We start from the raw sequence: 26,277 nt of genomic DNA, 5'->3' as shown, positions 1-26,277 counted from the left end.
AGCGAAAGTATGGCAGCTCTATCGGAGTCTGTCAATCCGACTTTGACTGATACGGAGTGTCACGGTAGGGCATCCAGCGCTGCGGCGGCACCTGTCAAGGCCGGGTTGGCTGCGATGATGAGTTTTGTGGGGATGTTCGCGAGGTATTTCTGGAAACGTCCCTTGGCTTCGAAGCGTGCGCGGAAGGGGCTCTGGTCGAAGAACTTTCCGAGTCGGGGAATGATGCCGCCGCCAATGAAAACGCCGCCGCGCGCGCCGAGTGTGAGGGCCAGGTTGCCAGCCGTGCTGCCGAGCAGGGCGCAGAACATGGTGACGGTCTCGACACACAGAGCGTCGAGACCGCAGATGGCGGCCTCAGTGATCTGGCTGGCATCAAGCTCTTCTGCGGGCTTTTCTTTCACCTTGCCAAGCGCGCGATGCAGACTGGTGAGACCCGGGCCGGAGAGGACTCGTTCGGCCGACACATGGCCGAACTCCTGCGTCAGGAAGGTGGTAACCGCCATTTCCTCGGGTGTCTGGGGGGACAGACTGACGTGTCCGCCTTCTCCCTGCAGCGGGATCCAGCCCGAGGCTGAAGGAACGAGGCCCGAAACGCCCAGCCCGGTTCCGGGACCAATGACGCCAATGGCTGCATCCGTGACCGCGGTGCCGCCGCCGATGCTGCGCAGATCATCCGGCGCGAGATGAGGCAGCGAGAGCGCAAGTGCGGTGAAGTCGTTGATGAATATGAGGCGATCGAGTCCGAGCGCCTGTCTCAGGACCTCCACCGAGAATGCCCAGTGGTTGTTGGTCATCTGCAGCCAGTCGCCGGTGACCGGATTGGCGATGCCCACGGCTGCGCGTTTCGGGCGAACGCCGGTCGCCTGCAGGTAATGCATCGCGGCATCCTGTGGGCCGGGAAAGTCTGCGCAGGCGAAATTCCGGATGTCGGAAATCGGGGCGCCGGGGCTCCTGATCAGCGCAAAGCGGGCGTTGGTGCCGCCGAAGTCGCCCAGCAGGCGGGGAAACGTGTCAGAGGGTCCAGAAAACATGGGCGGGAGTGGTCCGGTGGTTCAGGAAGTAACTGATCGGTTGCTGAGCGCCAGGCGCAGCGGCGGCCTGACCCAGCACCTGCCATTTTCCGATGCCGGTGATGTGGATGAACAGCATGCGGGTGGCGAGCAGGCGGCGTGCACTCAGCGTCAGCCGCTCGCGAACGGGAGGTTTGCCTTCGGCGGCCAGTATGTCCGGCGCATCCGGCGCCAGGGCCGCGTCGCGTTGAGGACTGTCAGGAAAGATCGATGCGGTGTGTGCGTCGTCACCCATGCCGAGCACGACGGCGTCGAAACGGGCGGGGAGTCGTCCGATCCGTTCGATCATGGTGTCGCGATTTTCGCCGGGGATATGGAGCGGAACGAAGCGGGCTGCCGAAGCCGAGCCTTGCAGCAGGTTTTCGCGCACGCTGCGCGCATTGCTCGATGGGTCGGATTCCTCGACGCAGCGCTCGTCTGCAAGTGTCACCGTGACGCGTGACCAGTCAAGCTCATGGCGGGACAGGGCGCGGAAAAAGCCGCCGGGGGTCCGGCCACCCGAAACGGCGAATGTTGCCTCGCCATTGAGTGCGAGTCCTTCGTTGAGGGTTTCCGCCAGACGCCCGGCCAGTGCCAGGTCGAGTGCGGTGGTGTCGGGGTAGGCGTTCAGTTCGATCGTCACTGCTTCACCTGAAGGCTGTGGTTTGCCTCTGAGTTTAGGTAATTCGGCCTCGTCTGGCTATCGCCGGGATGGCACCGGTTTGTGCCCGGAGCTTGTGCGAGCGGCCGCATTCCTCTACTTTCGGATTCTCGTTCCCGCTTTCCAAGGTGAGCAACATGGCTCTTCATCCGATCCTCTCCGACGTGACCGAACGCATTGCTGCACGCAGCAAGGAGCGCCGGGCACGTTACCTGGCACACATCGAGGCCGCGATTCCGGGCTCACCCTATCGCGGTCAGCTGGGCTGTACGAATCTTGCTCACGGTTTCGCCGCCAGCCCGGCTGACGACAAGCTGCGCATCATGTCCGTCAAGGCGCCAAATCTGGGCATCGTGACGGCCTACAACGACATGCTCTCCGCTCACCAACCCTACGGCGTGTATCCGGATGTCATCAAGGCTGCTGCGCGAGAGGTCGGCGCAACAGCGCAGGTTGCGGGCGGCGTGCCCGCGATGTGCGACGGGATCACCCAGGGCCTGCCCGGGATGGACCTCTCCCTGTTCTCGCGCGACGTGATTGCGATGAGCACGGCCGTCGCACTCTCGCACAACATGTTTGATGCGGGGCTCTGCCTCGGTATCTGCGACAAGATCGTGCCCGGACTGCTCATGGGGGCCTTGCGATTTGGTCATCTGCCCTTCATCTTCGTGCCGGCAGGGCCGATGCCGACGGGGATTTCCAACGATCAGAAGGCCAAGGTCAGGCAGCTCTATGCTGCAGGCGAGGTGGGGCAGGAGGCCTTGCTGGAGAGCGAGGCAAAGTCCTATCACGCTCCTGGCACCTGCACGTTCTACGGCACGGCCAACAGCAACCAGATGATGATGGAAATGATGGGACTGCATCTGCCCGGGGCTGCCTTCGTGTCGCCCGGCACACCGTTGCGCGAGGCGCTGACACGCGCTGCCGCGCAACGTGCCGTGAGCATCGCGGCCAATGGCGGCGAGTTCACACCGCTCGGACGGATGATTGACGAGCGCAGCATCGTCAATGCGATCATCGGACTGCTTGCCACCGGAGGGTCCACCAACCACACCATGCACCTTGTCGCCATGGCGCGCATGGCGGGCCTCATCATTGACTGGAGCGATTTCGAGGCCCTCTCCAAGGTCATCCCGCTGCTCGCACGGGTCTATCCGAACGGTGGTGCGGACGTGAATCAGTTCCACGCAGCAGGCGGCATGGCCTGGGTGATTCACGAGCTGCTGTCCGCCGGCCTGCTGCATGACGATGTGCAGACTGTTGTTGGTAAGGGCATGGCGGCCTATGCCAGAACGCCGGCACTTGATGGGGACGGCAGCCTGGTCTGGAAGGATATTCCCGCTGAAAGCGGTGATGATGCGGTGCTGGCCAGTGTTGCCAGACCTTTCAGTGCAGACGGCGGCTTGCGTTTGCTGACCGGCAACCTTGGTCGCGCGGTGATCAAGGTGTCTGCCGTGAAATCCTCGCATCGTCTGGTGCGCGCGCCGGCCGTGGTTTTCGAAAGTCAGGACGCCTTGCTGGCTGCGGCCAAGGCCGGCAGCCTTGAAAAGGACTTCATCGCCGTCATCCGCTTTCAGGGGCCTATGGCGATCGGCATGCCGGAGCTGCACAAGCTCACGCCCACGCTCGCCAACCTGCAGGACAAGGGCTTCAAGGTGGCACTGGTCACCGACGGCCGCATGTCGGGAGCATCCGGCAAGGTACCGGCGGCCATCCATGTCACGCCGGAAGCCTTGGCCGGGGGCGCGCTGGCCCGGGTCAAGGATGGCGACATGATCGAGCTGGATGCCGAAGCGGGGGTGTTGCGCATCGAGGTGGATGAGGTTGCATTTGCTGCGCGGCCCCTTGCCGTATTTTCAGGACAGGCTGAGCAGCGCGGTCTGGGACGCGAGCTTTTCGGTGGCATGCGCGCGGCGGTCAGCGGCGCCGAGCAAGGGGCGACGGTCTTCAACTTCGAGGAGTAAGTGCGCGCTCCCGACCTCAGGGTCAGGGGCTTGACCTGCGCCAGCTCGCCACCCAGCTGTGAAGCGCGATGAGCGCGAGCAGGTCGAGCGCTGGCCCGAACGCGAGGAACAGCGTAGGCAGGGCAAGCGGACCCATCAGGTCGGTCGCCAGCAGGTGACCGACCAGTTTTACCGGATGAGCCAGCACCAGATAGCTGCTGGCCGCAAACCAGGTGAGCAGGCGGCGTGAGAACACCGGTTCGATGATCGAGTGCGTCAGGCAGAGAAAAACCGGGAGTGCCGCGATCAGGCACAGGGTGAGGACGCCCAGCGCGGCGCTGTGACGCGCGAAGGCGTCGGCATCTGCCGCGGCGACGCCAGCCATGATCACGAAAAGTCCGTGCAGGACGCACAGCGTGCGGATTAGCGTCCGGCGTGAAGCGGGCAGCAGGCCGGCCAGCAGGAAGACAAGGCTCGCTCCGCCGAGATTTGTCAGCCAGTCCCGATTTTCCATCATGCCAAGCGGGTGCTCGATGATCGGCACCTGCAGGGGGGGCAGACCGGGAATCAGCAGCGGCATCTGCATGACGGATACATGCTGAATGCCGGCAAGGCTGGTGAGCCGGGCGAGCGCTTCCGACCAGAGCATCAGGATGCCGGGAACGAGCATCCCCGCAAGCAGCAGCAGACTTGCCATGAGGAGGCTGGCTGCCATGATGTCGCGCCAGTTGCGGCGAATGACGTCTCTCAGGCGGCGCCGCAGCGGCAGTTTTTCGGGCTTGCCGGAAGCGCTCATGCGCCGCTCCGTTCCGCCAGCACCTCGCCGTGCCGGAGGGCGTGAACCGTTCCGTGAGCGAGGCTTGCTTCTCCGATCAGGATGGTTTCGGCGCTGACCGTACAGGGATCCTCCCTGCTTCCGAAGACGCAGCCGGGGTCCGCGTGAATGCCTGCCGACGAGATGACCGGGCCACTGATGCTGCAGCGAGCACCGATCCGGATATCGCCACCTGCGTGAATGGCGCCTTCCACCCGCACGTCCTGACCCAGCACGATGCCTTTGTCTGCGCGGATGCGACCGATGAGATGACAGCCGTCTCCGACCGTCAGCACGCCAGACAGCACCAAGTCACCTTTCATGGTGTGTTGCGCCGGGATCTGCAGATGGTGTCCGTTGCCGGGTTGCTCACCGCTGCGCGCCGGTGGCGAAAAGGAGCCGATCGTGTCGGGGGCATTGCGGGTGTCGCCAGCTTCGCGCTGGCGTCCGAAACGGATTTCCGGCGCCAGTACCTTGCGGAAACGCGCGCGCCGGGCCAGCACGACTTCGATGCCCGCACTCGCCCAGCCTTTGATGCTTGCGGCCTCGGCGATATCGAGGCGACGGTCGCTGCGTACCCAATGGGTGACGCGGGCGCGCGGACCGATCGCAATGTCACGGTGAGACAGCATGGCCTTGGCCAGCGCATGGTGCCCGAGATTGATCCGTCCTTCGGCAAAGAGTTCGCGGTCGCAGACGAGTTCTCCCGGGATATCAAGATGACCGCTGGCAATCACGCAACTGCGCAGTCGTCTGGAGTCGGGAGCAAGGTATTGGGCCAGATGGCTCTGGAACCCGAGCACGATATAGGGCTGGCCATGATCATTGGTGCCCCGGATGGTGCCGTTGGTGCGTGCCAGGTTGATCAGGCTGGCAAAACGGCTTTCGACGAGACTGCGAAAGCTCTCGCACTGTGCGCTGGAGTCTGCGGTCCCTTGCGCTCCGGTGGTGCTGCGAGGGAGCTTGCGTGCTGCCAGCAGGGCCGGCAGGAAAGGCAGTCCGCAGATCGCGATGCACAGCGGAATCAGCAGGAGGCCATCGGGCAGGTCGTTCATCCGGGTCAGAAAGATTCGGCAGGCAGGGTGGAAGGTGTGTCCGGCTCAAGAGCCTGGTCGCGGGGCGTGAGCTGCCGCACCGGCAGCAGCCCCTGCACTTGCCGGGCGAGATAGCACATTGGCATCAGGGCAAGCAGGCATGCATCTTCCCGCTGAGCACCTTCAGGAGGCAGGATGGCTGCCCGCAATGCCGAGTCGGGAACGCCATGGGAATCGAAAGCGGTGAATGCGCAGAGCATGACAGCGACACCGGCAGCAAGAGGCTCTCCGAGAAAGTAGAGCACGATGCCGCAGAGGAACATGGCTTGCCAGCCGAGCATGGCCAGCGCAGTGCCCAGCGCCGCGCGGATCTGTCGCCGTGCCATGGCGGGAAAGCGCGGCTTCAGGAAGCCAGAGATCAGGCCAAGGCAACGGATGGCCGTGCCAAAGCGCAGCCCCTGGCCGATGGCGTCCTTTCGGTAGCTCAGGCCATCCAGCAGCGCCGCTTGCCAGCCTTGTCCCGCGAGTTCGAGCGCGATGCGTTCCTCGCTCAGGGCTCGTCCCTTCAGCCGGGTGGTCCTCAGCGCCTGGCGACGCAGCGCACGGATCCGTGCCTTGCCCGCCAGAAGTCGGGCCAGCGCGTCTGACTGCGTCACGATGCGTGCGTCCGCTTGAGCCGAAAGCATTTCCAGGCGAGCAGCGGCGCCGGCCTCGGGTGCGATTCCCACGCAGCGGGCGACGACGATCGCCGTTGCCGGATCGAGCAGGGGGGACACCGCGCTGCGCAGCCAGTCAGCCGGTACGGGGAGATCCTGATCCAGCAGGACCAGCGCGTCGCCTGCCGAGCAGGTCATGGCGGACTCGACGAGTCCTGACAGGCCCTGCTCGCCTGCAGGCGGACAGGGCAGAGGATGGACACGGCCCTCTCGCTGCTTGCGCAGCTCCTCGATGGCATGAATCAGCATGTCATCGTTTTCGGGGTGGGCGATCACGAAATGGATGCGCTCGGCGGGATAGTCGAAATCGGCCTCTGCAAGTTCGCGGACCCGCTCGATCCGGGCGCGCGCATTGCCTCGCGGGGGAATGAGGATCGAGATGACTGGCCAGTTTGCATGGGTCATGACGGCGGGTTGAAGTGGCCGCTCGGCGCGACGCCGCAGCGCAATCATCCACCCGGCCAGACTGTTGAGCAGGGTGAGTGCTGCGAGCATGGCCAGAAGACCAAGTGCGGCATCACGCAGCCAGGCGCCTGCAAGCTTCCCTGAAAGCCCTGAACCGACGATTGTCTCGGGATGACGTTGTCCTTCCGGCGGGAAGGCGCGCGTGAGCCGCAGCGGCAGGGTGTCATGTGCCGTCGAGCGTGCGGGGGCGCTGGCTGTCGGCACGGGGCCGGCGCCTCCGAGTGTCGGGGTCATGACCAGCTCTCGCGATTCGACTGCCGCGGAGGCTGCCGGCATGCCACCCAGTGCGAGCAGAAGTGCTGGAAGCAGACAGGCTGATCGGGCCAGAGTCATGTTCTCCGTTCGTGCATGCATTGTGCGCAATGCCACGATCTGAACACATCGTTCGCATGCTGTGGCATTTGCGTAGACAAAATGCCACAGAGTTCGCTTGCAGGTCCGGCTCAGCCGATCTCGAGATTGTCGAGCAGACGGGTGGCGCCCAGTCGGGCCGCCGCGAGTACTACCAGTGTCTCGCTCTCGCGCGGCGCCTGCAGGTCACTGCGATTGCGGATCGCAACGTAGTCCGGCTGCCAGCCATGCTCTTCAAGGGTCTGCCGGGCGCGACTCTCCAGCGCTTCGTAGTTGCTTCCGCCTGCCAGAACGGCGTCTGCCACGGTGCGCAGCACGGCGGCCAGCCGTGGCGCTTCCGCGCGTTCCGCGGGTGACAGATAGCCGTTGCGCGAGGAGAGCGCCAGGCCGTCTTCCGCCCGCACCGTTTCGCAGCCGATGATCTCGATCGGCATGTTGAGCTCGCGCACCATGTTGCGGATGATCATCAGCTGCTGGTAGTCCTTCTTGCCGAACAGCGCGACATCGGGCCCTACGATGTTGAACAGTTTGTTCACGATGGTCGTCACGCCCTGGAAGTGTCCGGGTCGGACCGCGCCTTCCAGAATGGAGTCGTGTGCGTTCGCCGGTCTTACGAAATATTGCTGGGGCGACGGATAGAGTTCCTGTTCGTCTGGCGCGAAGACGTGATGAACACCATTGGCCTCCAGCTTTTCGCAGTCCGCCTGGAAGGTTCGCGGATAGCGGTCAAAGTCTTCGTTGGGCCCGAACTGGATGCGATTGACGAAGATGCTTGAAACGATCGTGTCCGCATGAGCCTGCGCATTGCGCATGAGGCTGATGTGGCCTGCATGGAGGTTGCCCATGGTCGGGGCAAAGGCAATCCGGCCTGAATCGGCAAGCGCTGCCTGAAGGCTGCGGATGGTGGTGTGGATCTGCATGACAGGTGCTGGAACTGGATGAGTCGCGCAGAATGCACCACGCTGGCTGCGAGTGCAAACCCCGCGGGGTTCGTTCATGTTGGGACTCGGAGGGCCGGCTTGCCCTCCGGGGGAAGGTCTCGCAATGGCTGCGACGGCGGTATCCGGAACGGCAAATTCAGCCAGTTCGGGTGTCTGCGGCCTGTATGGCTGGATGAGTCATGTGCCCAATCCTCGCCATATCAGGCCATCCCCGGGAATGCCCGGATAAGCGGTTTGCGGGCGTGGGCCGGCAAACCGTCATGGCCGCCGGGCTTAGTTTTGTGCCAGGAATCTGCTTTGCGGATAATTCTGGCGAAGAACCCGTTCGGCGTCGTTCCGGAGCTTGTCGAGTTTCAGCGTGTCGTAACTCTTGACCAGGATCGCAAGTGCCTCTTCGACCGCTGGCGAGTTCGAGTAATTCACGATGATGTACTGGGCACGATTGACCGCAGCGACCGGCGCACGCCGCTTCAGGTAGTAGTTCGCCGCGTTCAGCTCATGAGTCGCCAGCGCCTCGACGAGTTCGGCCATGCGCTTGCGCGAGTCTTCGGCATAGCGGCTGTCGGGATAGTTGGTCACGAGCTGGCGGAAGGTGTCGAACGCGTTCTGGGCGCCCTTGGCATCGCGCTCGGAGAGAGGCTGTCGTGGCAGGAAGGGGAGCCATTCGTCCGTCTTCGAGTTTTCGTAGGCCAGACCTTTGAGGTAATAGGCGTAGTCCGCTGCAGGATGATTCGGGTGCTGACGGATGAAACGATCGGCCGAGGAGACGACAGACTCCATTTCACCAAGCTTGTAGTGGGCATAGATCGTGTCGATCTGGGCCTGCTGGGCGTAACGGCCATAGGGGAAGCGGGCTTCAAGCTGCTCGAAGGCCGTAATGGCCGAGTCGTAGGAACCGTCGTCAAGCAGATCCTTGCCCTCCTTGTAGGCCGACTGGGGATCCTTGGCCGTGGAGCCCGGCTTGGGGGGGGTATATCCACACGCAGCGATGAAGCAAAGTGCGAGAACTACCGGTAGACTACGCAGGGTGGACTTGATCATGCCGACACCATCCGAAAACAATGAGCCCGATTATAGCGGAAGGGCTGCCCCCGACATCCGGATTCTCGTCATTCCAGGTAAAGCTGGTGGACAGAGACTGGATGCCACGCTTGCCGGACTGATTCCGGAGTTTTCCCGCAGCCGTCTCCAGGCCTGGATTCGTGACGGGCTTGTGCTGTGTGAGGGCCGGGTCCTGAACGATCCGAAGATGCGCCTCAATGGCGGCGAAAGGCTGGAGGTTCGCGCAGCGCCTCCGCCAGAGGCCCTGGCGGACGCGCCGGAGGCAGATATTCCGCTGGAGGTCGTGTTCGAGGATGAACACATCCTCGTGATCAACAAGCAGGCCGGCCTGGTGGTCCATCCGGGAAGCGGCAACTGGAGCGGCACACTGCTCAATGCGCTGCTGGCGCATGATCCGGCACTGGCTGAAATTCCCCGGGCGGGCATCGTGCACAGGCTCGACAAGGACACTTCCGGACTGATGGTCGTGGCCAGAACGCTTCAGGCGCAGACGGACCTTGTTCGCCAGCTTCAGGCACGTACGGTCAAGCGCCACTATGCTGCGCTGGTCATGGGCAATCCGCCTCCTCAGGGCACCATCGACGAGCCGATAGACCGTCATCCCGTCCACCGGACGAAGATGGCAATCATTGCGGGTGGTCGTGAAGCCCGGACGCATTTTCGCGTGCTTGAGCGCTTCCGGGGGTGCGCGTGGGTCGAGTGCATTCTCGATACCGGCCGTACACACCAGATCCGGGTGCATATGGCGCATCTGGGATTTCCGCTCATCGGAGATCCGGTCTACGGCCTGCGCCGCTCGTTGCCGATCGCGGAAGGCTTCAACCGGCAGGCTTTGCATGCGTTCCAGCTCGGACTGAGACATCCGGAAACAGGCCGGGAGTTGCTCTGGAAAGTTCCTCTGGCTGAAGATTTTCAGACCTTGCTCAGCGCTTTGCAGCAGTCGCTTGCGGACTGAGGCTTTATCAGACGGAGCGGTCTTCCTGGGCGGTCTGCTCACTCACGCTCGTCCTTTCACGCCGAGCTTTTCGGCGCAGCCGGGCAGGAGTGCCGATCAGCCAGAGAAGAAGGCATAGCGGCAGCAGTCCCCAAAACAGAAATGTCAGCACGCCCGCAACAACAGAGCTCTGACCGATCGACAGCAGTGAGGCCGTAAAGAGCCATGCAATGGCAATGATGTACATTCGGGTAGCGCCTTGACGCTTGGTTTTGTGCAGGGCAACAATCTTTTTGCCTTCATTTTCGGGGCAAGCAGGGTCTGGCAGCAAGGTGTCCGCCCCGTGCGGACATCCTCACGCAAATTTTCCCGGGGAGTGCCCGTCGATGAGTCCGGAGCAATCGAAAGCCGCGGCAGAAGCCTGGATGCAGGCGAGCCAGAATTTCGTACAAGGGGTGTTCAGTCAGTTCGGCTCGCGGGATGTCCGCAGCATGCCGGTGTTGCCCGGTTTGCCCGGCGTACCACCCGAAACGGCGGAAAAATGGGCCGCCCTGAATCGCGAGCATGCAGAGATGCATGCGAAACTCTGGGAGTCCATGCTGCATCGAAAGCAGGGGGAGAGCGTTGCCCCGGTCGTCGCGATGCCTGCCGGAGACCGTCGTTTCAATGCTCCCGAGTGGGCTGACAGCCCGCTTCATGACTACATGCGTCAGGCCTATCTGCTCAATGCGCGGTTTCTGGGCAACGTCGCCGAGATGCTGCCGATTCCGGACAGTAGCGCCCGGAATCGCATGCAGTTCATGATGCGACAATGCATTGATGCACTGGCGCCCTCGAACTTTGCGGCAACGAATCCGGAAGTCGTGCGCAAGGCCATCGATACCGGTGGCGAGAGTCTGACCCAGGGATTGCTGAATCTGATTGCGGACCTTGAAAAGGGCCGCATATCGATGACGGATGACAGTGCGTTCGAGGTTGGAGGGAATCTTGCCACCACACCGGGTTCGGTCATCTATCAGAATGAAGTGATGCAGTTGCTGCAATATGCGCCGCTGACAGAAAAGGTCAGCCGCCGTCCGTTGCTGATCGTCCCGCCCTGCATCAACAAGTATTACATCCTTGATCTGCAGGCGGAAAACTCCTTTGTGCGGTATGCGGTGGAGCAGGGCGTTACCGTGTTTCTGGTCTCCTGGCGGAACCCGAAAGCCGCGCAGTCTTCCCTGGGCTGGGATGACTATCTCGACAAGGGCGTGCTACAGGCGATCGAGGTTGTGCGCCGTGTCAGCAAGGTCGAGAAACCCAACGTGCTCGGCTTCTGCATCGGGGGCACGCTGCTGGCCGCTGCGCTGGCTGTTGCGCGGGCTCGCGGAGAAGATCTGGCAGAGAGCGTGACCTTCCTGACGACCATGCTCGACTTTGCCGAAACGGGGGATATCTCCTGTTATGTAGATGAAGCGTCGGTAGCCTCGAGCGAGGCCGGCATCGGCAAAGGAGGGCTCATGACGGCCCGCGAGCTTTCGCAGGTTTTTTCAAGCCTGCGGCCGAACGACCTCATCTGGAACTATGTCGTCGACAATTATCTGAAGGGCAACAAGCCGACCGCGTTTGACCTGCTCTACTGGAATTCCGACAGCACGAACCTGCCCGGACCTTTCGCGGCCTATTACCTTCGCAATACCTATCTCGAAAACAATCTGCGCGTGCCCGGCAAACTTACGATGCTGGGCCAGTCGGTCGATCTGGGGCGCATTGCGTGCCCTGCCTACTTCATCGCCGCCAGGGAGGATCACATCGTCCCCTGGAAAACGTCCTATCTCGGTCGACGCCTGCTCTCGGGGGAGACCACGTTCGTGCTGGGTGCCAGCGGCCACATCGCGGGCGTGGTGAATCCGGCATCGAAGAACAAGCGGAGTTACTGGACCAATGAAGATTCAGCGGCTACGAGCGATGAATGGCTGGCTGGGGCGGTGGAGCAGCGCGGGAGCTGGTGGCCGCACTGGATGGCGTGGCTGGCACGGCACAGCGGTGACCAGATTGCCGCCCGCAGCAAGCTTGGCTCACGCGATTACAAACCCGTCGAAGCGGCTCCCGGCTGCTATGTGAAGGAGCGTGCCTGAACGAGCAGTGTGATTCACTGATTGCGGGCCACAGCCCGAAACCCGCAACCAGATTAGAAACGGGCAAGCCTGATGAACAAAGGAGAGGATGCATGCCGCATGTGGCACTGGTAACGGGAGGTATGGGCGGGCTGGGCGAGGCGATCTGCATGAAGATGGCAGCACTGGGCTACCGGGTGGTGGCCACTTACTCTCCTTCGAATGCTTCCGCGCAGGAGTGGCTGACGAAAATGCATCACCTTGGATATGGCTTTATCGGAGTTCCCTGTGATGTGACCCACTTTGATTCCTGTGCAGCATGTGTGGCGCAGGTAGAAAAAGAGGTGGGGCCCGTCGATGTGCTGGTCAATAACGCCGGCATCACGCGTGACATGACCTTCCGCAAGATGACCAAGGCCGACTGGGATGCCGTGATGCATACCAATCTGGATTCGGTGTTCAACATGACCAAGCAGGTCATGGACGGCATGACGGCCCGCAAGTGGGGACGCGTCATCAACGTTGCATCGGTCAACGGACAGAAGGGGGCGTTTGGCCAGACGAACTATGCGGCGGCCAAGGCCGGCATGCATGGCTTCACCAAGTCGCTTGCCCAGGAGGTGGCCAAATTCGGGGTGACCGTGAACACCATCTCGCCGGGTTATATCGGAACCCGCATGGTGACCTCCATTCCGCATGAAATCCTGGAATCGAAGATCCTTCCGCAGATTCCGGTGTCGCGACTGGGCAAGCCGGAAGAAGTCGCAGGGCTGGTCGCCTATCTCGCCTCGGACGAGGCGGCGTTTCTGACCGGCGCGAACATATCCATCAACGGGGGGCAGCACATGTACTGATGGTGCGCTGGCCGCGGCCACGCATCGGTTGCCGGTATGCCTTCCCCAGCGTACCGGCATGTGTAGCGGACTTGGAGGTGATACGAGATGGCAAAAAACGTGGCATTGGTGACGGGTGGCATGGGCGGTCTCGGTACAGCGATCTGCAAGTCGCTGGCCCATGACGGCTGGAAGGTCGTGGCAAACTGCTTGCCTGCATTCCCGCCCGCAGCGGAATGGCTGGCCAAGTGCAAGGCAGAGGGGTATGACTTTGCCATCGGAGAGGCGGACGTTACCGATTACGACCAGTGTGTCGCGATGGTAAAGAAGATCGAGGCGGAGCTCGGGCCCATTGATGTGCTGGTCAATAATGCCGGCATCACGCGGGATGCGATGTTCCGCAAGATGGACAAGGGGCAGTGGGATGCCGTGCTCTCGACCAATCTGGATTCCGTTTTCAACGTCACCCATCCACTGCTGCCTCTGATGGCGGAACGCGGTTTTGGCCGGGTGATCAACATTTCATCGGTCAACGGCGTCAAGGGCCAGTTCGGTCAGGCCAACTATTCCGCCGCCAAGGCGGGGATTCTCGGTATCACCAAGGCGCTGGCCCAGGAGGTGGCCAAGAAAGGCGTCACCGTGAATGCGATTGCGCCGGGCTACATCGGAACGGACATGGTGATGGCGATCAAGGAAGAGGTGCGCGAGCAGATCGTGGCCACGATTCCTGTCGGCCGGCTGGGAAGGCCGGACGAGATCGGAGATCTTTGCGCCTACCTCGCATCCGACAAGGCCGGCTTCATCACCGGGGCGACCCTCAATATCAACGGCGGCCTCCACATGTGTTGAGTCCCGTAGCTGTTTGCGCAACAACCCCGCAATCCGTTGCGGGGTTGTCATTTTGTGCACTGCTATAATTTCATGGCAGCCACATATAAACGACAACACGCTGGGGACGACACGACATGGCCGACCAACTCCGACTGATCAAGAAATACCCCAATCGCCGTCTCTACGATACGGCCTCCAGTTGCTACATCACGCTCGCCGACGTTCGCGATCTTGTCCTCAGTCAGGAAACCTTCCAGGTCGTTGATGCGAAGTCCGGCGAAGACATCACCCGCAGCATCCTGCTGCAGATCATTCTGGAAGAGGAGAGCGGCGGCGCGCCCATGTTCACCAGCGATCTGCTGGCCCAGATGATCCGTTTCTACGGTAACGCCATGCAGGGATTCATGGGGCGTTACCTCGAGAACAACATTACGGCCTTTACCGACATGCAGGCCAAGCTGCAGGAGCAGACCAAGAGCCTGTACGGCGAAAACAGCCCCATGAGCAAGGATCTCTGGACACAGTTCCTGAATTTCCAGGGGCCCGCCATGCAGAGCATGATGGGTACCTACATGGAGCAGAGCAAGCGCATGTTCACCCAGATGCAGGAACAGATCGAAAACCAGACGCGCAACATGTTTACCAACTTCCCTTTCCCGGGAAACGATCCGGACAGGAAATAAGCTGCAGGTTCCACGGTGTCCAGGGACGCCGTTTTGTCGTCTGCAGTGTTTTGCGGGCCAACTGCTAGAATGGCGGACTATGAAGGCGTAGCCAGCTGGCTGCGCCTTGTGTTTTCAGAGAGCCCCATTCATGAGCAAGAATTCTGTTCCTCGCGTCGGTTTTGTGAGCCTTGGCTGTCCCAAGGCGGCTTCCGACGCCGAAAGCATCCTGACCCGACTCCGTGCTGAAGGCTATGAGGTGGCGTCGCAATACGATGGCGCTGATCTCGTTGTCGTGAACACCTGCGGTTTCATTGATGCTGCCGTCGAAGAGTCACTTGATGCGATCGGCGAAGCGCTGGCCGAGAACGGCAAGGTTATCGTGACCGGTTGCCTGGGCGCGAAGAAAGACGGCGATGGTCGTGGCATCGTTGAACAGGTTCATCCGAAGGTGCTGGCCGTTACCGGGCCGCATGCCACGGAAGAGGTCATGACGGCAGTGCATCAGTACCTGCCCAAGCCGCATGACCCTTTTACCGACCTCGTCCCGCCCCAGGGCGTGAGGCTGACTCCGGATCACTACGCTTACCTCAAGATTTCGGAAGGTTGCAATCACCGTTGCAGTTTCTGCATCATCCCGTCCCTTCGCGGTGATCTGGTCTCACGGCCTATTCACGACGTGTTGCGCGAGGCCGAAACGCTGGTGAATGCCGGCGTGAACGAGCTCCTCGTGATTTCGCAGGACACCAGCGCGTATGGGGTGGATGTGAAGTACAGGACCGGGTTTGTTGAGGGGCGTCCGGTCAAGACCAAGCTCTACGACCTCTGCCGCGAGCTTTCACAACTGGATGTCTGGGTGCGCCTGCATTATGTGTATCCCTATCCCAGCGTGGATGACATCATTCCGTTGATGGCCGACGGTCTGATCCTGCCTTACCTTGACGTGCCCTTCCAGCATGCCAATCCGCGGATCCTGAAAGCCATGAAGCGGCCGGCGAACGCCGAGAACAACCTTGAGCGGATCCGGCGCTGGCGCGAGATCTGCCCGGACATCACCATCCGCTCCACCTTCATTACCGGCTTTCCCGGAGAGACCGAGGCCGAGTTCGAGGAGCTGCTGCAGTTCCTTGAAGAGGCCAAGCTTGATCGCGTCGGCGCTTTTGCATATTCGCCGGTGGAAGGCGCAACCGCGAACGAACTGCCCGGCGCCTTGCCGGACGAAGTGCGGGAAGAGCGCAAGCGGCGTCTGATGGAGTTCCAGGAGGACATTTCCACGCAGCGACTCGAAGAGAAAATCGGGCGGGAGATCGTCGTAATCGTGGATCAGATCGATCCGGAAGAGGGCGCAATCTGCCGCTCCGAAGGCGATGCGCCTGAAATCGATGGTCTGGTGATCGTACCTGAAGGTGGAGACATGGAAGTCGGCAAGTTCTACCAGGTCCGCGTCACGGACTGCGATGTGCACGATCTTTACGCCGAGCCTGTCTGGGCTGAGGAGTAAGCGTGCTACTGCTCGATCTTCTGGCCGAGCAGCGGATTACCCGGGCGATGGAGGCGGGCGCTTTCGATCATCTCGAAGGCGCTGGCAAGCCCCTGCCCGAAGAGGATCTTGGTCTGGTGCCGGAAGAACTCCGGGCCGGCTACCGCGTTCTGCGTAACGCGGGTTTCATCCCGCCGGAGCTGGAAATGCGCAGGGAAGCCGTCGCGATTGCGCTCCAGCTTGCGGCCCTGGGCGAAGCGTCGGGCGCGGCAGGGCTGCCCGCACAGCGTGCGGGTCTGCTGGATCGCCTCAACCGGATCAATCTCATGCTGGCCGAGGCCGGCCGCCCTCAGCTTGTCATCCCGCTTGAGTACGTCCATAAACTGGTCGGAAAGGTCTGACGTGCAGGATTTCGTGGAGTCACTGAGCGCGATCGTCGGGCGTGAAAATGTGCTGACAGCCGAGGCGCAATGCGCTGCCTACGAAGAGGACTGGCGCGGGCGTTACAAGGGGCGGGCACGCTGCGTCGTTCGCCCGGCGGATGCCGGAGAGGTCGCCGCAGTCGTGAAGGCCTGTGCCGAGGCCGCGGTTCCGCTGGTGCCTCAAGGGGGGAACACCGGATTGGTAGGCGGCAGCGTGCCGCATCCGGACCAGTCGGAAGTCGTGGTTTCACTCAGCAGACTGAACCGGGTCCGGGATCTTGATCTCGACAATTCGACCATTACGGTAGAGGCCGGTTGTACGCTCGCCTCGGTTCAGGCTGCTGCAGCCATGCAGGGGCGACTGTTTCCGCTGTCTCTGGCATCCGAGGGCAGTTGTCAGATCGGAGGCAATCTCTCAAGCAATGCTGGCGGGGTACAGGTACTTCGCTACGGCAACATGCGCGAGCTGACACTGGGGCTCGAGGTTGTGCTCCCTGACGGCCGCATCTGGAACGGCTTGCGGGGCTTGCGCAAGGACAACACCGGCTATGACCTCAAGCAACTCTTCATCGGCGCCGAAGGAACGCTCGGAATCATCACCGCAGCAACACTCAAGCTCTTTCCCCCCCAGGCCAGCCGGGTGGTGGCGTGGCTGGCAGTGCCCGACGTGCGTCGCGCCATCGCCCTGCTTGGGCTTTTGCGTCAGCGGACCGCAGAGCGCCTGACGGCGTTCGAGATCGTCAGTTCGGCGGCGCACGAGCTCACCCTGAAAAAAATGACGGGTCTGGTTCGCCCGCTGCAGGAAATCTCCTCCTGGTACGTCCTTGCCGAACTGGCAGACAGTGACCCTCAGGCGGATCTTGCAGGGCAGATGGAGGCGGTGCTCGCCCAGGCGTTCGAGGCGGATCTCGTGCTTGACGCAGCCATCTCCGCCAGCGAGGCGCAGGCCCGCTCGCTCTGGGAGCTGCGCGAAAACATTTCCGAAGCGCAAAAAAAGGATGGGATCAGCATCAAGCACGACATTTCGGTGCCGGTGAGCCGGATACCGGACTTCATCGAAGAGGCCGATGCTGCATTGAGTTCCGCGTTCCCTGGCGTCCGCATTGTGGCTTTCGGCCATGCCGGTGACGGCAATCTGCACTACAACCCGTCGATGGCGGAGGGGGGAGCGTGCAATGCAGCTTTCATCGACCGAACGCCCGAGGTCAACCGAATCGTGCACGACATTGCTCATCAGCTTGGAGGCTCGATTTCCGCGGAGCATGGTCTCGGCCAACTCAAACGGCAAGAAATCCGCCGTTACAAGAGCGAGGTCGAGCTTGATCTGATGCGGGCAGTGAAGCGGGTCTTCGACCCTGCCGGCATCATGAATCCTGGCAAGGTGTTGTAATTTCATTTTGAATTCAGATGCATATTGCATCCATGTACTTTTTCATCAAATTCTTTGGTTTGAATGCTTGACGTAGCCAAGGTCGTTGTCTAAAATTCGGCTTCTTCGTTGGACGGGGGTATAGCTCAGCTGGGAGAGCGCTTGCATGGCATGCAAGAGGTCATCGGTTCGATCCCGTTTACCTCCACCACTCCTGCGAAGAAAGTAGTTCAGGTCCCCATCGTCTAGAGGCCTAGGACACCGCCCTTTCACGGCGATAACCGGGGTTCGAATCCCCGTGGGGACGCCAGATTCGAAAAGCGTTGCAGCAGTTCGCAGCGTGAAGCAGTGCAAGGCCTGTTGCTCCGGCAGCAGGCATGGAGTGGTAGTTCAGTTGGTTAGAATACCGGCCTGTCACGCCGGGGGTCGCGGGTTCGAGTCCCGTCCACTCCGCCAACTCGCGAAAGCCGCCTCAGGGCGGTTTTTGTTTCTCAGGGTGGAAGCCTTGAGTACCGCAGGCAACTGCGGCTAGGTCCCCATCGTCTAGAGGCCTAGGACACCGCCCTTTCACGGCGATAACCGGGGTTCGAATCCCCGTGGGGACGCCAGATTCGAAAAGCGTTGCAGCAGTTCGCAGCGTGAAGCAGTGCAAGGCCTGTTGCTCCGGCAGCAGGCATGGAGTGGTAGTTCAGTTGGTTAGAATACCGGCCTGTCACGCCGGGGGTCGCGGGTTCGAGTCCCGTCCACTCCGCCAACACCGGCACTTTCGCAAGGAAGTGCAGGAGTTCTGTCTGCAAGGGGGTATAGCTCAGCTGGGAGAGCGCTTGCATGGCATGCAAGAGGTCATCGGTTCGATCCCGTTTACCTCCACCACTCCTGCGAAGAAAGTAGTTCAGGTCCCCATCGTCTAGAGGCCTAGGACACCGCCCTTTCACGGCGATAACCGGGGTTCGAATCCCCGTGGGGACGCCAGATTCGAAAAGCGTTGCAGCAGTTCGCAGCGTGAAGCAGTGCAAGGCCTGTTGCTCCGGCAGCAGGCATGGAGTGGTAGTTCAGTTGGTTAGAATACCGGCCTGTCACGCCGGGGGTCGCGGGTTCGAGTCCCGTCCACTCCGCCAAAAAACATTAACGCCTTGTAGAATCGTGGTTTCCACGGGATTGCAAGGCGTTTTGTTTTGAAAGTGCTACACAAAGGTGTTACACAAGGCGAGAAGAAGGACGGACTCCACGAGGAGCCCGAAGTGCCTGCACTGCCAACCAATCTTGCGCGAGTCGGCGCGATCTACAAGTTTCGTGCGCGTATCCCGACTGATTTGTTGCGCTTCTATCACCCGAAGCGCGAAATCACCGAATCCCTGCGCACCAAATCGCTGAGCGAAGCGCGTCGGCTATTGCCTGCCGTACAGCTCAAGTACCAGCAAGAATGGGCAAATCTGCGTGCGGCCGCGACCGATGGCTTGACCGACCTTGCCCTCAACGATGCGGGCATCGCCTACGTCGTCGCCATGGTCGAGCACGAATCGCTGGCTGGTGACGAAATCATCCGTAGCGGCGGCCATTACGACATCGAAGAAATCCGTGAGTACCGTGAGCGGCTGGCTGACAGCATCAACACTCTGCGGGACGCTGCCGCCATTCGCGACCTCGCACTGATCCGGCCGGCCGTCGAAGAATACCTGCGGCTCAAGAAACTCAATCCTGTTGGACGCCCTGAAGACTTTGACCGTCTGGCTTTGGCCTATCTGCACGGCGCCATCCGCACCAACGAAGCCTTGCTGGCCCGCATGCGTGGCGACCCTGTTCCCGTCAGCAGCGCACCGCCCACACCGCCGAATCGCGTGCTTCCCGCGATCCCCGCGCAACCAAGCACACACTCCGGCAGTGCAGGCAACGGCACCTCGCTCTACAGCCTCTTCGAGTACTGGCGCGACGCCGTGCCCGGTCGGCCACAACGCACCATCGACGACTTCGAAAAACGCGTGCGTGCCTTCGACGTCCTGAGCAAAAGGAAACCCGCCGAACAGCTGCTCAAGGCCGACTTTGTCGCCTACCGCGACGCCCGCCTCAAGGAAGTCTCCCCGGCGACAGTCGAAAAGGACCTCTCCTTCCTCAAGGCCATCATGCAGTTCGCCTTCGACTCCGACAAACTCCCCGCCAACCCGGCTGCAGGCATCAAGGTCCCCAAGAACGACATGGACAGCACGCGACGGGATCTCGAAGTCGAAGACCTCAACACGCTCCTCGCGTCACGCATCTACACTCAGGCTCACCGCCCGCGTGCGGGCGGCGGCGAAGCCGCAGCATGGCTTCCGCTCCTGGCGCTTTACAGCGGCGCCCGACTTGAAGAACTGTGTCAGCTCACCCTCGCTGACATCAAGACCGAAGCCCGTATTCCGTACCTGCGCATCCTGGACCTCAAGGACGAGAATGCCGACAAACAAATCAAGCGGCTCAAGAACGTCGGCAGCCGGCGCGAAATTCCCATCGCCCAGAAGCTGATCGACCACGGTTTTCTCGACTACATCCGGCATCTTCGGCATCAGAAACAAATCTGGCTGTTCCCTGAGCTCAAGCCCGACCCCAAGTACGGCCGTCGCGGCGCCAGCTGGGGCAAATGGTGGGGGCGCTGGCGCACCGCCCTTGATGTGGGCGGTCGCGAAAAGTGTTACCACGCCTTCCGTCACGTCTTCAAAAGTGCCTGCCGCGCCAGCGGCGTAGGCGAAGACATTCATGACGCCATCACTGGCCACAGCACGAACCACATCGGACGCGACTACGGCAAATTTCCGCTCGAAGCCCTCAAGCCTGGCATCGACCTGGTGGCCTATCCCGAGCTCAAATTCACCTGGGTCTGGAAGCCGCAATAAGCCACATGAGCGAATCACTCCGGATGAGTCGTCTCAGCGGATACGTGGAGATCCCGAGGGGAGGGAGTCTGCTCCTCGGCCTTGTGTGGAGTGCCACATGAGGCCGAGTTCCAGGCGCTGAGGCCGGGATACGCAGAGGAAGCGACGGCCTCCTTCCTCTTCAGCGGAGACAGTTGCGCGACTGTGAGAGCCCTTTACGCCCTGATCGTCATGGCCATGCTTGCCTGCCCGCTTAGCGAGGCAGGGCACGTAGATAATTTTCCTGCTCAAGGGTCTCAACGGCCCCCTCTCTCGCTTCACGCACATTTTGGATAGCGAGATCGGCGTCTGCTCCACGTTCAATCAGCAGCTTCGCAGCCACAGTTCCGGTGCGCCCTCTGCCCCCCAGGCAGTGAATCAGCACCGATCCTCCTGCATCCAAAAGCCTGTGAATCGCTTTGCCGTGTCGACTTGACCACGCCTCATCCCAGTCAACGCTGGGAGCAGCGCCATCCACGATGGGCAAGTGAAACCATTGCATACCGAGACCTTCAGCAGCCGCCCCCAGCTGGCTGACACCATATTGACGAAGCTCCCATTCTTCCATCAAGGTCACGACAGCTTGCGCGCCCCAAACACGGATGGCCTCCAAGTCGATACTGAGGTCGCGCGCCCAGGGGTGCCCGCCGATTGAGGTAGGCGCACACTTGCCCGGACAGATCGTCATTCCAATCCGCCCTGCAGACGAGAGCGTAAGAACGCTTAGCCGCAGCGGAGAGTCCAGACTGGTTTTCGCAGCAATTTCTGTCATCTAAGCACGTTCCCGGTCCTTGCCTCGGTTTCCGAGTTTCCCGCCACTATAGTCCGGAAGAGTGTCTCATTGGATGAGGGGTTTAGCGTGACTGCTTCTTAGAGGCCTATCCTTCCTTTGAATTTACGGCGGATACCTATATGGCTGATTTGTCCCTGTCTGCCAACAAAGCCCCTGGCGTTGTCCCCAACGCCGTCGCCAGACGTTCGATGTTGTCGATGGAGATATTCCTCACCCCGCGCTCAACGTGCGCAACGAAGGTGCGGTGCAAGCCGGCCTCAAAGGCTAAGGTCTCTTGCGACCAGTCTTTTTGCGAGCGAAGCACCTTGATGTTCTCCGCGAGGATTTGCCGCGCCGTATGCACTGTATCCGCCCATCGCTTCATTGATATGTGCGAATAGTCTTCGGATGCATCTTTTGGGTCAGCCGCGTTTACGTCACAATCAGATTCCGACCATTCCCGAGCGAGATCCATATGCCGCTGAACACCCTTGCTGGAGCATTCCCCATGGTGCCTTTCATCAACTATGAGGAATGGAGTGTCTGGGACTTATCGGACGAGGTCATCCTGCCGGCGATTCCAAGTGAGCTGCCTTGCCTGAATGGCGTCTACCTGCTCGAAGGCCAAGTCGATCCGTTCTACTTCGGGTCCAGCAAAGATGTTTGCCGCCGCATCAGGAATCATCAGCAGCATTGGCAAGATGGCCTCTGTATCACGCGTGGCAGGGACATGCTTGAAGAAGAGGAGCGTCAAACCCTGGAGTTCGTTACAGGCTTGATGCTGCTGCTGACGGGAGCGGCGACCCGGAATCGCCGGCTGGACTACCCGTTGCCCGGCACTGTCAATACTGACTTCGCCCTCTCTTTTTTATACAAGGCGCTTGTGCCACTCTGGAATGAGTTCGGTCATCAAATTGGCCTGCCGAAGAAAGATTATCTTGCGGCGGCCAAGCAGGTCGCGGCCCTGATTTCGTGTGAAAACTTTCGGCAGTGAGTGCGTGCGACGGGGCTGTACGTACCAGATCAGCCCGGACGACAACGATTTAATCGCGCTTGAAGCCCGCAACCTGGGCATCGACTAGGTGGCGTCCCAAAAGACAACGGCCACCATTGGTGGCCGTGCATGCGAGATTCTCTTTCCCTGAGGATACCCACTCCAGGTGGGGCTTGGCAGAGCCAAGCGGCACTACGTTTTTACACTCGCCAACGTAGCTTTTCTGAGCGGGAATCTTAACCTGCATACCGTTCTGCATCAACCGTTTTAAGTATCGGGGCAGGGGGCTTGGGCATCATTTGCGGCGCGACGGCAGTCTCAGGGAGTCCGTTAGGCCACCAGCGTAACGGCCGCAAGAATCGTCACGCAAGGGGGCGCCGACCACGACGCGAAGCGGCCCCACCGGACCGAGCGTAGCGAGGGAAAGGGCCGCGTAGTCGTCGGGGTTGGGGGGCGGGATCGCCCCCGGGTCGAGGGCAGCCGCCCTCGTGGGTCCAGGGCAAAGCCCGGTGGGGGAGCCGCCGAAGCAAGGAGGCCATTTGCGAGCGCAGCGAGTCGGCCGACGCGTCGAGGTGGGGGCAAAGCCCGCGGCCGAGGTCCCACCAGCGCAGCGGGCGGGCCACCGGGTTTTGAGGGCAGGCGAAGCCCGGGCCGGGGAACTGCGCAGCAGGAACCAGGGACGCCGAAAAAGCCGGTGGCCCGCCCGCAAAGCGCCCCTTGGGGTGACCGCAGGTCAGGTGGGGACTTGGCCGCCCACAAGGCGCCGCAGGCGACGCTGTAGCCGCAGCGCAGCGCGGCGTGAAGGGTCACCTGCCGTCCAGAGCGCAGCGTCGGCAGGTGGCCGCAAGGGGGCGTCAGCCACCGCGCAGCCGGTCCAAGGGGCCGCAGGCGCCCCGGCGAAGTCGTTCCCGACCTGTCTAAATCTCTTGCGCGCCATAGACGCGTCATTAGACAGGTCAGATGCATGCCTGATCGCGCTATACGTCATGGGCAAGGTCGCCCGGACGAATGGGGCAAGGCATGGCGACAGGGTTTGAACAGCGCCACGAGAACGACGTAGCAGGGCTGCTGTGGATACACCGTTTCGGGTGGCTGCGCAGCCTCGAACTGGGGCGCCTCATGTGGCCGCGTGACAGCTACTCACGCACACGCGCCGACAGGATTATCCGCGGGTGGCTGGCGAGGCGCCTCGTCATCGCCCGCCAACTACCCGACGGCGCCCGCCGCTCAGTCGTCCTCTCGGAGTCTGGCGCGCGGCTGCTGCAGGATGCGGGTTACACCTCTGCCAGAAGCGGCAAGGACTGGGGCGAGACCGACGGTAAGCGCTGGTGGCCGAACCACACCTGGCGTCACGACCTGCTCGCGGCCGGCATCCTCAGTTTGCTCTTCGAAGGCGGCTACGCCATCCATTCCGAGAAGATGCTCCGGCGTGACAACCCGGATCTCACGAAGATTCCCGACGGGATGGCGTCAAAGGGCGAGCGCGTCATCTGGCTGGAAGTTGAATCCACACGCAAAACAGGCAAAGCGATGCGCGAGCTCGCCAGTGCCCTCGACGTCGTCGCGAGCGGCGAATGCGGCGCCGTCAGCGGCATCCAGCCAAACGTCGCCATGGTGGCTTACGTGGAGTCCGTCCCCGATGAACGCGGGTATGGATTGAATCACCGCCAGCGCGTCATCACGGCGATCCAGAAAACATCCCGTCAGGATGTCGAGGTGACTTGGGCCCGGTGCCAGCTTGTCGGCTGCGGCGTGGCGGGCATTACGGTCGAGAAGGCGTTGGTCCCCGTCGACAAAGCGAGCCGCATCCTTGAAGTGCTCAACGCCAACGGCTGGACGAAGGAGACCAATGGATGCCTTGTTGCAAACTATGAAGGCATCCGAGCCATCGTATGGGAGGACGAAGTCATGGGCTGGTCTTACCTGCTCGAAGGCGAAGATGTGCCGTATTCCGCTGAACAGGCCGACAACATGACGGCCGCTAAGCGTGGCTGCGCGAGTCTGCTGGCGGCACGGTGAGCGGCCTTGTTCGCAACCCATAGATATCGCCGTGCTGAAGCCTGCCTCTCAGCGGAACATGCCCTTGCGGGCAAAATTCTTGGATACCCAGAACAGGTTGACGAGGGGCGAGAGCGTTCTTGTTTTAATCTGTTAAATTGTGCAAAAGAATGACAAATAGGTTTCTTGGTTTGTGTGCTCAATTTGCGGGGGAGCGGTGGGTGGCAGAGCGGGGGCGTGTCAGCGTTGAGAGTTTGAGGGGCGTACGGGCATCAGGTTTCGAGGCGCATTCGGAGCAATCGGCGCTGAAGCGCCGCCGCATCCTCATCATCCATCAGAACTTCCCCGGCCAGTTCCGCCACATTGCGCGGCATCTGGCTACCCGCCCTGATGTAGAAGTCGTCGGTCTGGGGCGCAATACCGCGCCCGGCCTGCCAGACTTCCCCTGGTTCAAATACAAACTCCACCGCGAAGCCAAGGCTGAAACCCACCCCTACCTGCGCCAGATGGAAGCGGCTGTGCTGCACGGCCAAGCTGTGGCGCGGGCGCTGGCGGCGCTCAAGCGCAAGGGTTTCGTGCCCGACGTGATCCTTGCCCACCCCGGCTGGGGAGAAACCCTCTACGCAAAAGAGATCTACCCGCAGGCCCGGCTCATCCATTTCTGCGAGTGGTACTACGCCACGACCGATGCAGACTTTGGCTTTGACCCGGAGTTTCCGCCCACGCTCGATGATCGCCTGCGTATCAACACCTGGAATGCCTTGCATCTCCTGAATCTGCAAAACTGCGATGCCGCGATTGCGCCGACGCAATGGCAGAAGAGTCGCTTCCCCGAGGCCTATCAGGACAAGATCCAGGTCATTCACGAAGGTATCGACACCGAAAACCTCGGTCCTGATCCATCCACCTCGCTCACGCTGCCGGATGGCACGACGCTCAAGGTGGGCGATCCCGTAGTCACCTATGTTGCCCGCAACCTTGAACCCTATCGCGGCTTTCATCAGTTCATGCGTGCACTGCCCGCAGTGCTCAAAGCTCACCCCACCGCACAAATCCTGATTGTTGGCGGTGACGGCAAGAGCTACGGTTCCTTGCCCAAAGATGCCCCGCACTGGCGAGCGAAGATGCTGCGCGAGTTACGTGAAACGCATGGCGAGCAGCTCGATCAATGGCTGCCCCGGATCCATTTTCTGGGGAAAGTGCCTTATGAGACTTACAAGACAATCCTCCAGGTCTCGGCTGTACACGTCTATCTCACCTATCCCTTTGTGCTGTCCTGGTCCTTGCTCGAAGCCATGGCTAGCGGCTGCCGAATTATCGCCTCGGATACCGCTCCGGTGCAGGAAGTCATTCGAGATCGCCAAAATGGCGAACTGGTGGTTTTTTTTGATCTGAGTGCTCTCAGCCAGAAAATTCTGCGCGCGCTGAATGATCCCGCCAACGGCCAATTTTTTCGCGATGCTGCAAGAGCCGATGCCAAGTCCTACGACCTTTATTCTGGCCTGCTGGCTTACGAAAACACACTGCGTTTGAGCCGAGTTCAGGAGTAATGAATACGTGTCATGCCGATCGATAAATTGCAAACAACCCATAGACGCAAATCAATTGGCGGACAAGGAACGCAGAAATTGGACTGCTAGAAGCGTAAAGCAGTAGCAGGATTTTTAAGCGCTCACAAATTTTCGCAGTATGAGCGTAACGCCAAGACCACTGACTCATAAGAGAAGTTTTAGTAAAGGATTTCATATGACTGTAGTTGCCGGGTCTGTAGCAAGTGATTTTCTGTCTGGAACGACGGAGGATGATGTGCTTAAAGGTTTTGAGGGTCAGGACACGCTCGACGGCGGCGACGGCAATGACGCGCTCTATGGTGGCGCGGGGAATGATCTGCTTGTCGGTGGCACGGGGAGCGACACCTACTACTTTGGCCGGGGAGATGGGCAGGACACCATCACCGACGGCGCC

General features: G+C 61.2%; 24 protein-coding genes and 8 tRNA genes. 22 read left to right on the top strand and 10 right to left on the bottom strand.

The window, feature by feature from the left end; genetic code table 11:
• Positions 1-59 precede the first annotated feature (59 nt).
• Together ABDB87_RS00390 and pgl are read right to left on the bottom strand one after the other, a co-directional pair.
• Positions 60-1,031: a glucokinase gene (locus ABDB87_RS00390; protein WP_345923058.1), complete on the bottom strand. Its 972-nt coding sequence runs from the start codon at positions 1,029-1,031 to the stop codon at positions 60-62.
• Entirely contained in the window at positions 1,012-1,692 is a 681-nt protein-coding gene (pgl, locus tag ABDB87_RS00385; RefSeq protein WP_345923056.1) for a 6-phosphogluconolactonase, read from the bottom strand. The genes ABDB87_RS00390 and pgl overlap by 20 nt, the downstream gene beginning before the upstream one ends.
• A 155-nt stretch (positions 1,693-1,847) precedes the next feature.
• On the opposite strand from pgl, the gene edd reads away from it, so the two are divergent.
• Positions 1,848-3,674: a phosphogluconate dehydratase gene (gene edd / locus ABDB87_RS00380; protein WP_345923054.1), complete on the top strand. Its 1,827-nt coding sequence runs from the start codon at positions 1,848-1,850 to the stop codon at positions 3,672-3,674.
• Between the two features lie 22 nt (positions 3,675-3,696).
• Here the strand turns inward: edd and ABDB87_RS00375 are convergent, their stop codons facing one another.
• The 5 genes from ABDB87_RS00375 to ABDB87_RS00355 all read right to left on the bottom strand — a co-directional run bounded on the left by ABDB87_RS00375 (position 3,697) and on the right by ABDB87_RS00355 (position 9,015).
• Positions 3,697-4,449, bottom strand: coding sequence for a hypothetical protein (locus ABDB87_RS00375; protein ID WP_345923052.1), 753 nt, complete (start codon positions 4,447-4,449; stop codon positions 3,697-3,699).
• Positions 4,446-5,522: a hypothetical protein gene (locus ABDB87_RS00370; RefSeq protein ID WP_345923050.1), complete on the bottom strand. Its 1,077-nt coding sequence runs from the start codon at positions 5,520-5,522 to the stop codon at positions 4,446-4,448. Before ABDB87_RS00370 ends, ABDB87_RS00375 begins: the two co-directional genes overlap by 4 nt.
• A 5-nt stretch (positions 5,523-5,527) precedes the next feature.
• Positions 5,528-6,916: a glycosyltransferase gene (locus tag ABDB87_RS00365; protein ID WP_345923048.1), complete on the bottom strand. Its 1,389-nt coding sequence runs from the start codon at positions 6,914-6,916 to the stop codon at positions 5,528-5,530.
• A 209-nt stretch (positions 6,917-7,125) separates the two neighbouring features.
• A complete protein-coding gene (panC, locus tag ABDB87_RS00360; RefSeq protein ID WP_345923046.1) occupies positions 7,126-7,953 on the bottom strand; it encodes a pantoate--beta-alanine ligase in 828 nt (275 codons plus the stop codon).
• 294 nt (positions 7,954-8,247) lie between these two features.
• Positions 8,248-9,015: an outer membrane protein assembly factor BamD gene (locus tag ABDB87_RS00355; RefSeq protein WP_345923044.1), complete on the bottom strand. Its 768-nt coding sequence runs from the start codon at positions 9,013-9,015 to the stop codon at positions 8,248-8,250.
• On the opposite strand from ABDB87_RS00355, the gene rluD reads away from it, so the two are divergent.
• Positions 9,002-9,991, top strand: a complete 990-nt coding sequence (gene rluD / locus ABDB87_RS00350) for a 23S rRNA pseudouridine(1911/1915/1917) synthase RluD (protein WP_428715117.1) — start codon at positions 9,002-9,004, stop codon at positions 9,989-9,991. The two genes, ABDB87_RS00355 and rluD, sit on opposite strands and share 14 nt — an antisense overlap.
• A gap of 7 nt (positions 9,992-9,998) precedes the next feature.
• Here rluD and ABDB87_RS00345 read toward each other — a convergent pair whose 3' ends face one another.
• Positions 9,999-10,217, bottom strand: a complete 219-nt coding sequence (locus tag ABDB87_RS00345; protein ID WP_345923042.1) for a hypothetical protein — start codon at positions 10,215-10,217, stop codon at positions 9,999-10,001.
• Between the two features lie 139 nt (positions 10,218-10,356).
• On the opposite strand from ABDB87_RS00345, the gene ABDB87_RS00340 reads away from it, so the two are divergent.
• From ABDB87_RS00340 to ABDB87_RS00265, 16 genes are all read left to right on the top strand, one after another.
• Positions 10,357-12,087, top strand: coding sequence for a PHA/PHB synthase family protein (locus ABDB87_RS00340; protein ID WP_345923040.1), 1,731 nt, complete (start codon positions 10,357-10,359; stop codon positions 12,085-12,087).
• Between the two features lie 92 nt (positions 12,088-12,179).
• Positions 12,180-12,920: an acetoacetyl-CoA reductase gene (phbB, locus tag ABDB87_RS00335; RefSeq protein WP_345923038.1), complete on the top strand. Its 741-nt coding sequence runs from the start codon at positions 12,180-12,182 to the stop codon at positions 12,918-12,920.
• An 87-nt stretch (positions 12,921-13,007) separates the two neighbouring features.
• Positions 13,008-13,748: a beta-ketoacyl-ACP reductase gene (gene phbB / locus ABDB87_RS00330; RefSeq protein WP_345923036.1), complete on the top strand. Its 741-nt coding sequence runs from the start codon at positions 13,008-13,010 to the stop codon at positions 13,746-13,748.
• Between the two features lie 116 nt (positions 13,749-13,864).
• Positions 13,865-14,413: a polyhydroxyalkanoate synthesis repressor PhaR gene (gene phaR / locus ABDB87_RS00325; protein WP_345923035.1), complete on the top strand. Its 549-nt coding sequence runs from the start codon at positions 13,865-13,867 to the stop codon at positions 14,411-14,413.
• 130 nt (positions 14,414-14,543) lie between these two features.
• Positions 14,544-15,893 (top strand): 30S ribosomal protein S12 methylthiotransferase RimO, encoded by a 1,350-nt coding sequence (rimO, locus tag ABDB87_RS00320; protein WP_345923033.1) that lies wholly within the window; start codon positions 14,544-14,546, stop codon positions 15,891-15,893.
• A 2-nt stretch (positions 15,894-15,895) separates the two neighbouring features.
• Positions 15,896-16,273 (top strand): DnaJ family domain-containing protein, encoded by a 378-nt coding sequence (locus ABDB87_RS00315; protein ID WP_345923031.1) that lies wholly within the window; start codon positions 15,896-15,898, stop codon positions 16,271-16,273.
• Position 16,274: 1 nt separating this feature from the next.
• Positions 16,275-17,684 (top strand): FAD-binding oxidoreductase, encoded by a 1,410-nt coding sequence (locus ABDB87_RS00310; protein ID WP_345924643.1) that lies wholly within the window; start codon positions 16,275-16,277, stop codon positions 17,682-17,684.
• A gap of 114 nt (positions 17,685-17,798) precedes the next feature.
• Positions 17,799-17,874: transfer RNA gene (locus tag ABDB87_RS00305), tRNA-Ala, on the top strand.
• Between the two features lie 23 nt (positions 17,875-17,897).
• Positions 17,898-17,973 (top strand) — tRNA-Glu (locus tag ABDB87_RS00300).
• 69 nt (positions 17,974-18,042) lie between these two features.
• Positions 18,043-18,119 (top strand) — tRNA-Asp (locus ABDB87_RS00295).
• Between the two features lie 76 nt (positions 18,120-18,195).
• Positions 18,196-18,271: transfer RNA gene (locus ABDB87_RS00290), tRNA-Glu, on the top strand.
• Positions 18,272-18,340: 69 nt separating this feature from the next.
• Positions 18,341-18,417 (top strand) — tRNA-Asp (locus ABDB87_RS00285).
• 43 nt (positions 18,418-18,460) lie between these two features.
• Positions 18,461-18,536: transfer RNA gene (locus tag ABDB87_RS00280), tRNA-Ala, on the top strand.
• 23 nt (positions 18,537-18,559) lie between these two features.
• Positions 18,560-18,635, top strand: a tRNA-Glu gene (locus ABDB87_RS00275).
• Between the two features lie 69 nt (positions 18,636-18,704).
• Positions 18,705-18,781: transfer RNA gene (locus tag ABDB87_RS00270), tRNA-Asp, on the top strand.
• Between the two features lie 123 nt (positions 18,782-18,904).
• A complete protein-coding gene (locus tag ABDB87_RS00265) occupies positions 18,905-20,530 on the top strand; it encodes a DUF6538 domain-containing protein (RefSeq protein ID WP_345923029.1) in 1,626 nt (541 codons plus the stop codon).
• Positions 20,531-20,762: 232 nt separating this feature from the next.
• On the opposite strand, the gene ABDB87_RS00260 is transcribed toward ABDB87_RS00265, so the two are convergent.
• Together ABDB87_RS00260 and ABDB87_RS00255 are read right to left on the bottom strand one after the other, a co-directional pair.
• Positions 20,763-21,320 carry a cyclin-dependent kinase inhibitor 3 family protein gene (locus ABDB87_RS00260; protein WP_345923027.1) on the bottom strand — a complete coding sequence of 186 codons (558 nt, stop codon included), beginning with the start codon at positions 21,318-21,320 and terminating at the stop codon, positions 20,763-20,765.
• A gap of 136 nt (positions 21,321-21,456) precedes the next feature.
• A complete protein-coding gene (locus ABDB87_RS00255) occupies positions 21,457-21,705 on the bottom strand; it encodes a helix-turn-helix domain-containing protein (protein WP_345924641.1) in 249 nt (82 codons plus the stop codon).
• 90 nt (positions 21,706-21,795) lie between these two features.
• Here ABDB87_RS00255 and ABDB87_RS00250 point away from each other — a divergent pair, with 90 nt between their 5' ends.
• The 4 genes from ABDB87_RS00250 to ABDB87_RS00235 all read left to right on the top strand — a co-directional run.
• The gene (locus ABDB87_RS00250) at positions 21,796-22,314 is read left to right on the top strand and encodes a hypothetical protein (RefSeq protein WP_345923026.1); all 519 of its coding nucleotides are present in this window, start codon (positions 21,796-21,798) and stop codon (positions 22,312-22,314) included.
• 1,020 nt (positions 22,315-23,334) lie between these two features.
• Positions 23,335-24,333: a hypothetical protein gene (locus ABDB87_RS00245; RefSeq protein WP_345923025.1), complete on the top strand. Its 999-nt coding sequence runs from the start codon at positions 23,335-23,337 to the stop codon at positions 24,331-24,333.
• 149 nt (positions 24,334-24,482) lie between these two features.
• The gene (locus ABDB87_RS00240) at positions 24,483-25,862 is read left to right on the top strand and encodes a glycosyltransferase family 4 protein (protein ID WP_345923023.1); all 1,380 of its coding nucleotides are present in this window, start codon (positions 24,483-24,485) and stop codon (positions 25,860-25,862) included.
• A gap of 196 nt (positions 25,863-26,058) precedes the next feature.
• The coding region (locus ABDB87_RS00235; protein ID WP_428715112.1) for a calcium-binding protein at positions 26,059-26,277 on the top strand (219 nt) is incomplete at its 3' end.

Origin of the sequence: Uliginosibacterium paludis, assembly GCF_039631355.1 — a bacterium.
Lineage (GTDB): Bacteria > Pseudomonadota > Gammaproteobacteria > Burkholderiales > Rhodocyclaceae > Uliginosibacterium > Uliginosibacterium paludis.
This window is presented reverse-complemented; position numbering and strand designations above follow the sequence as displayed.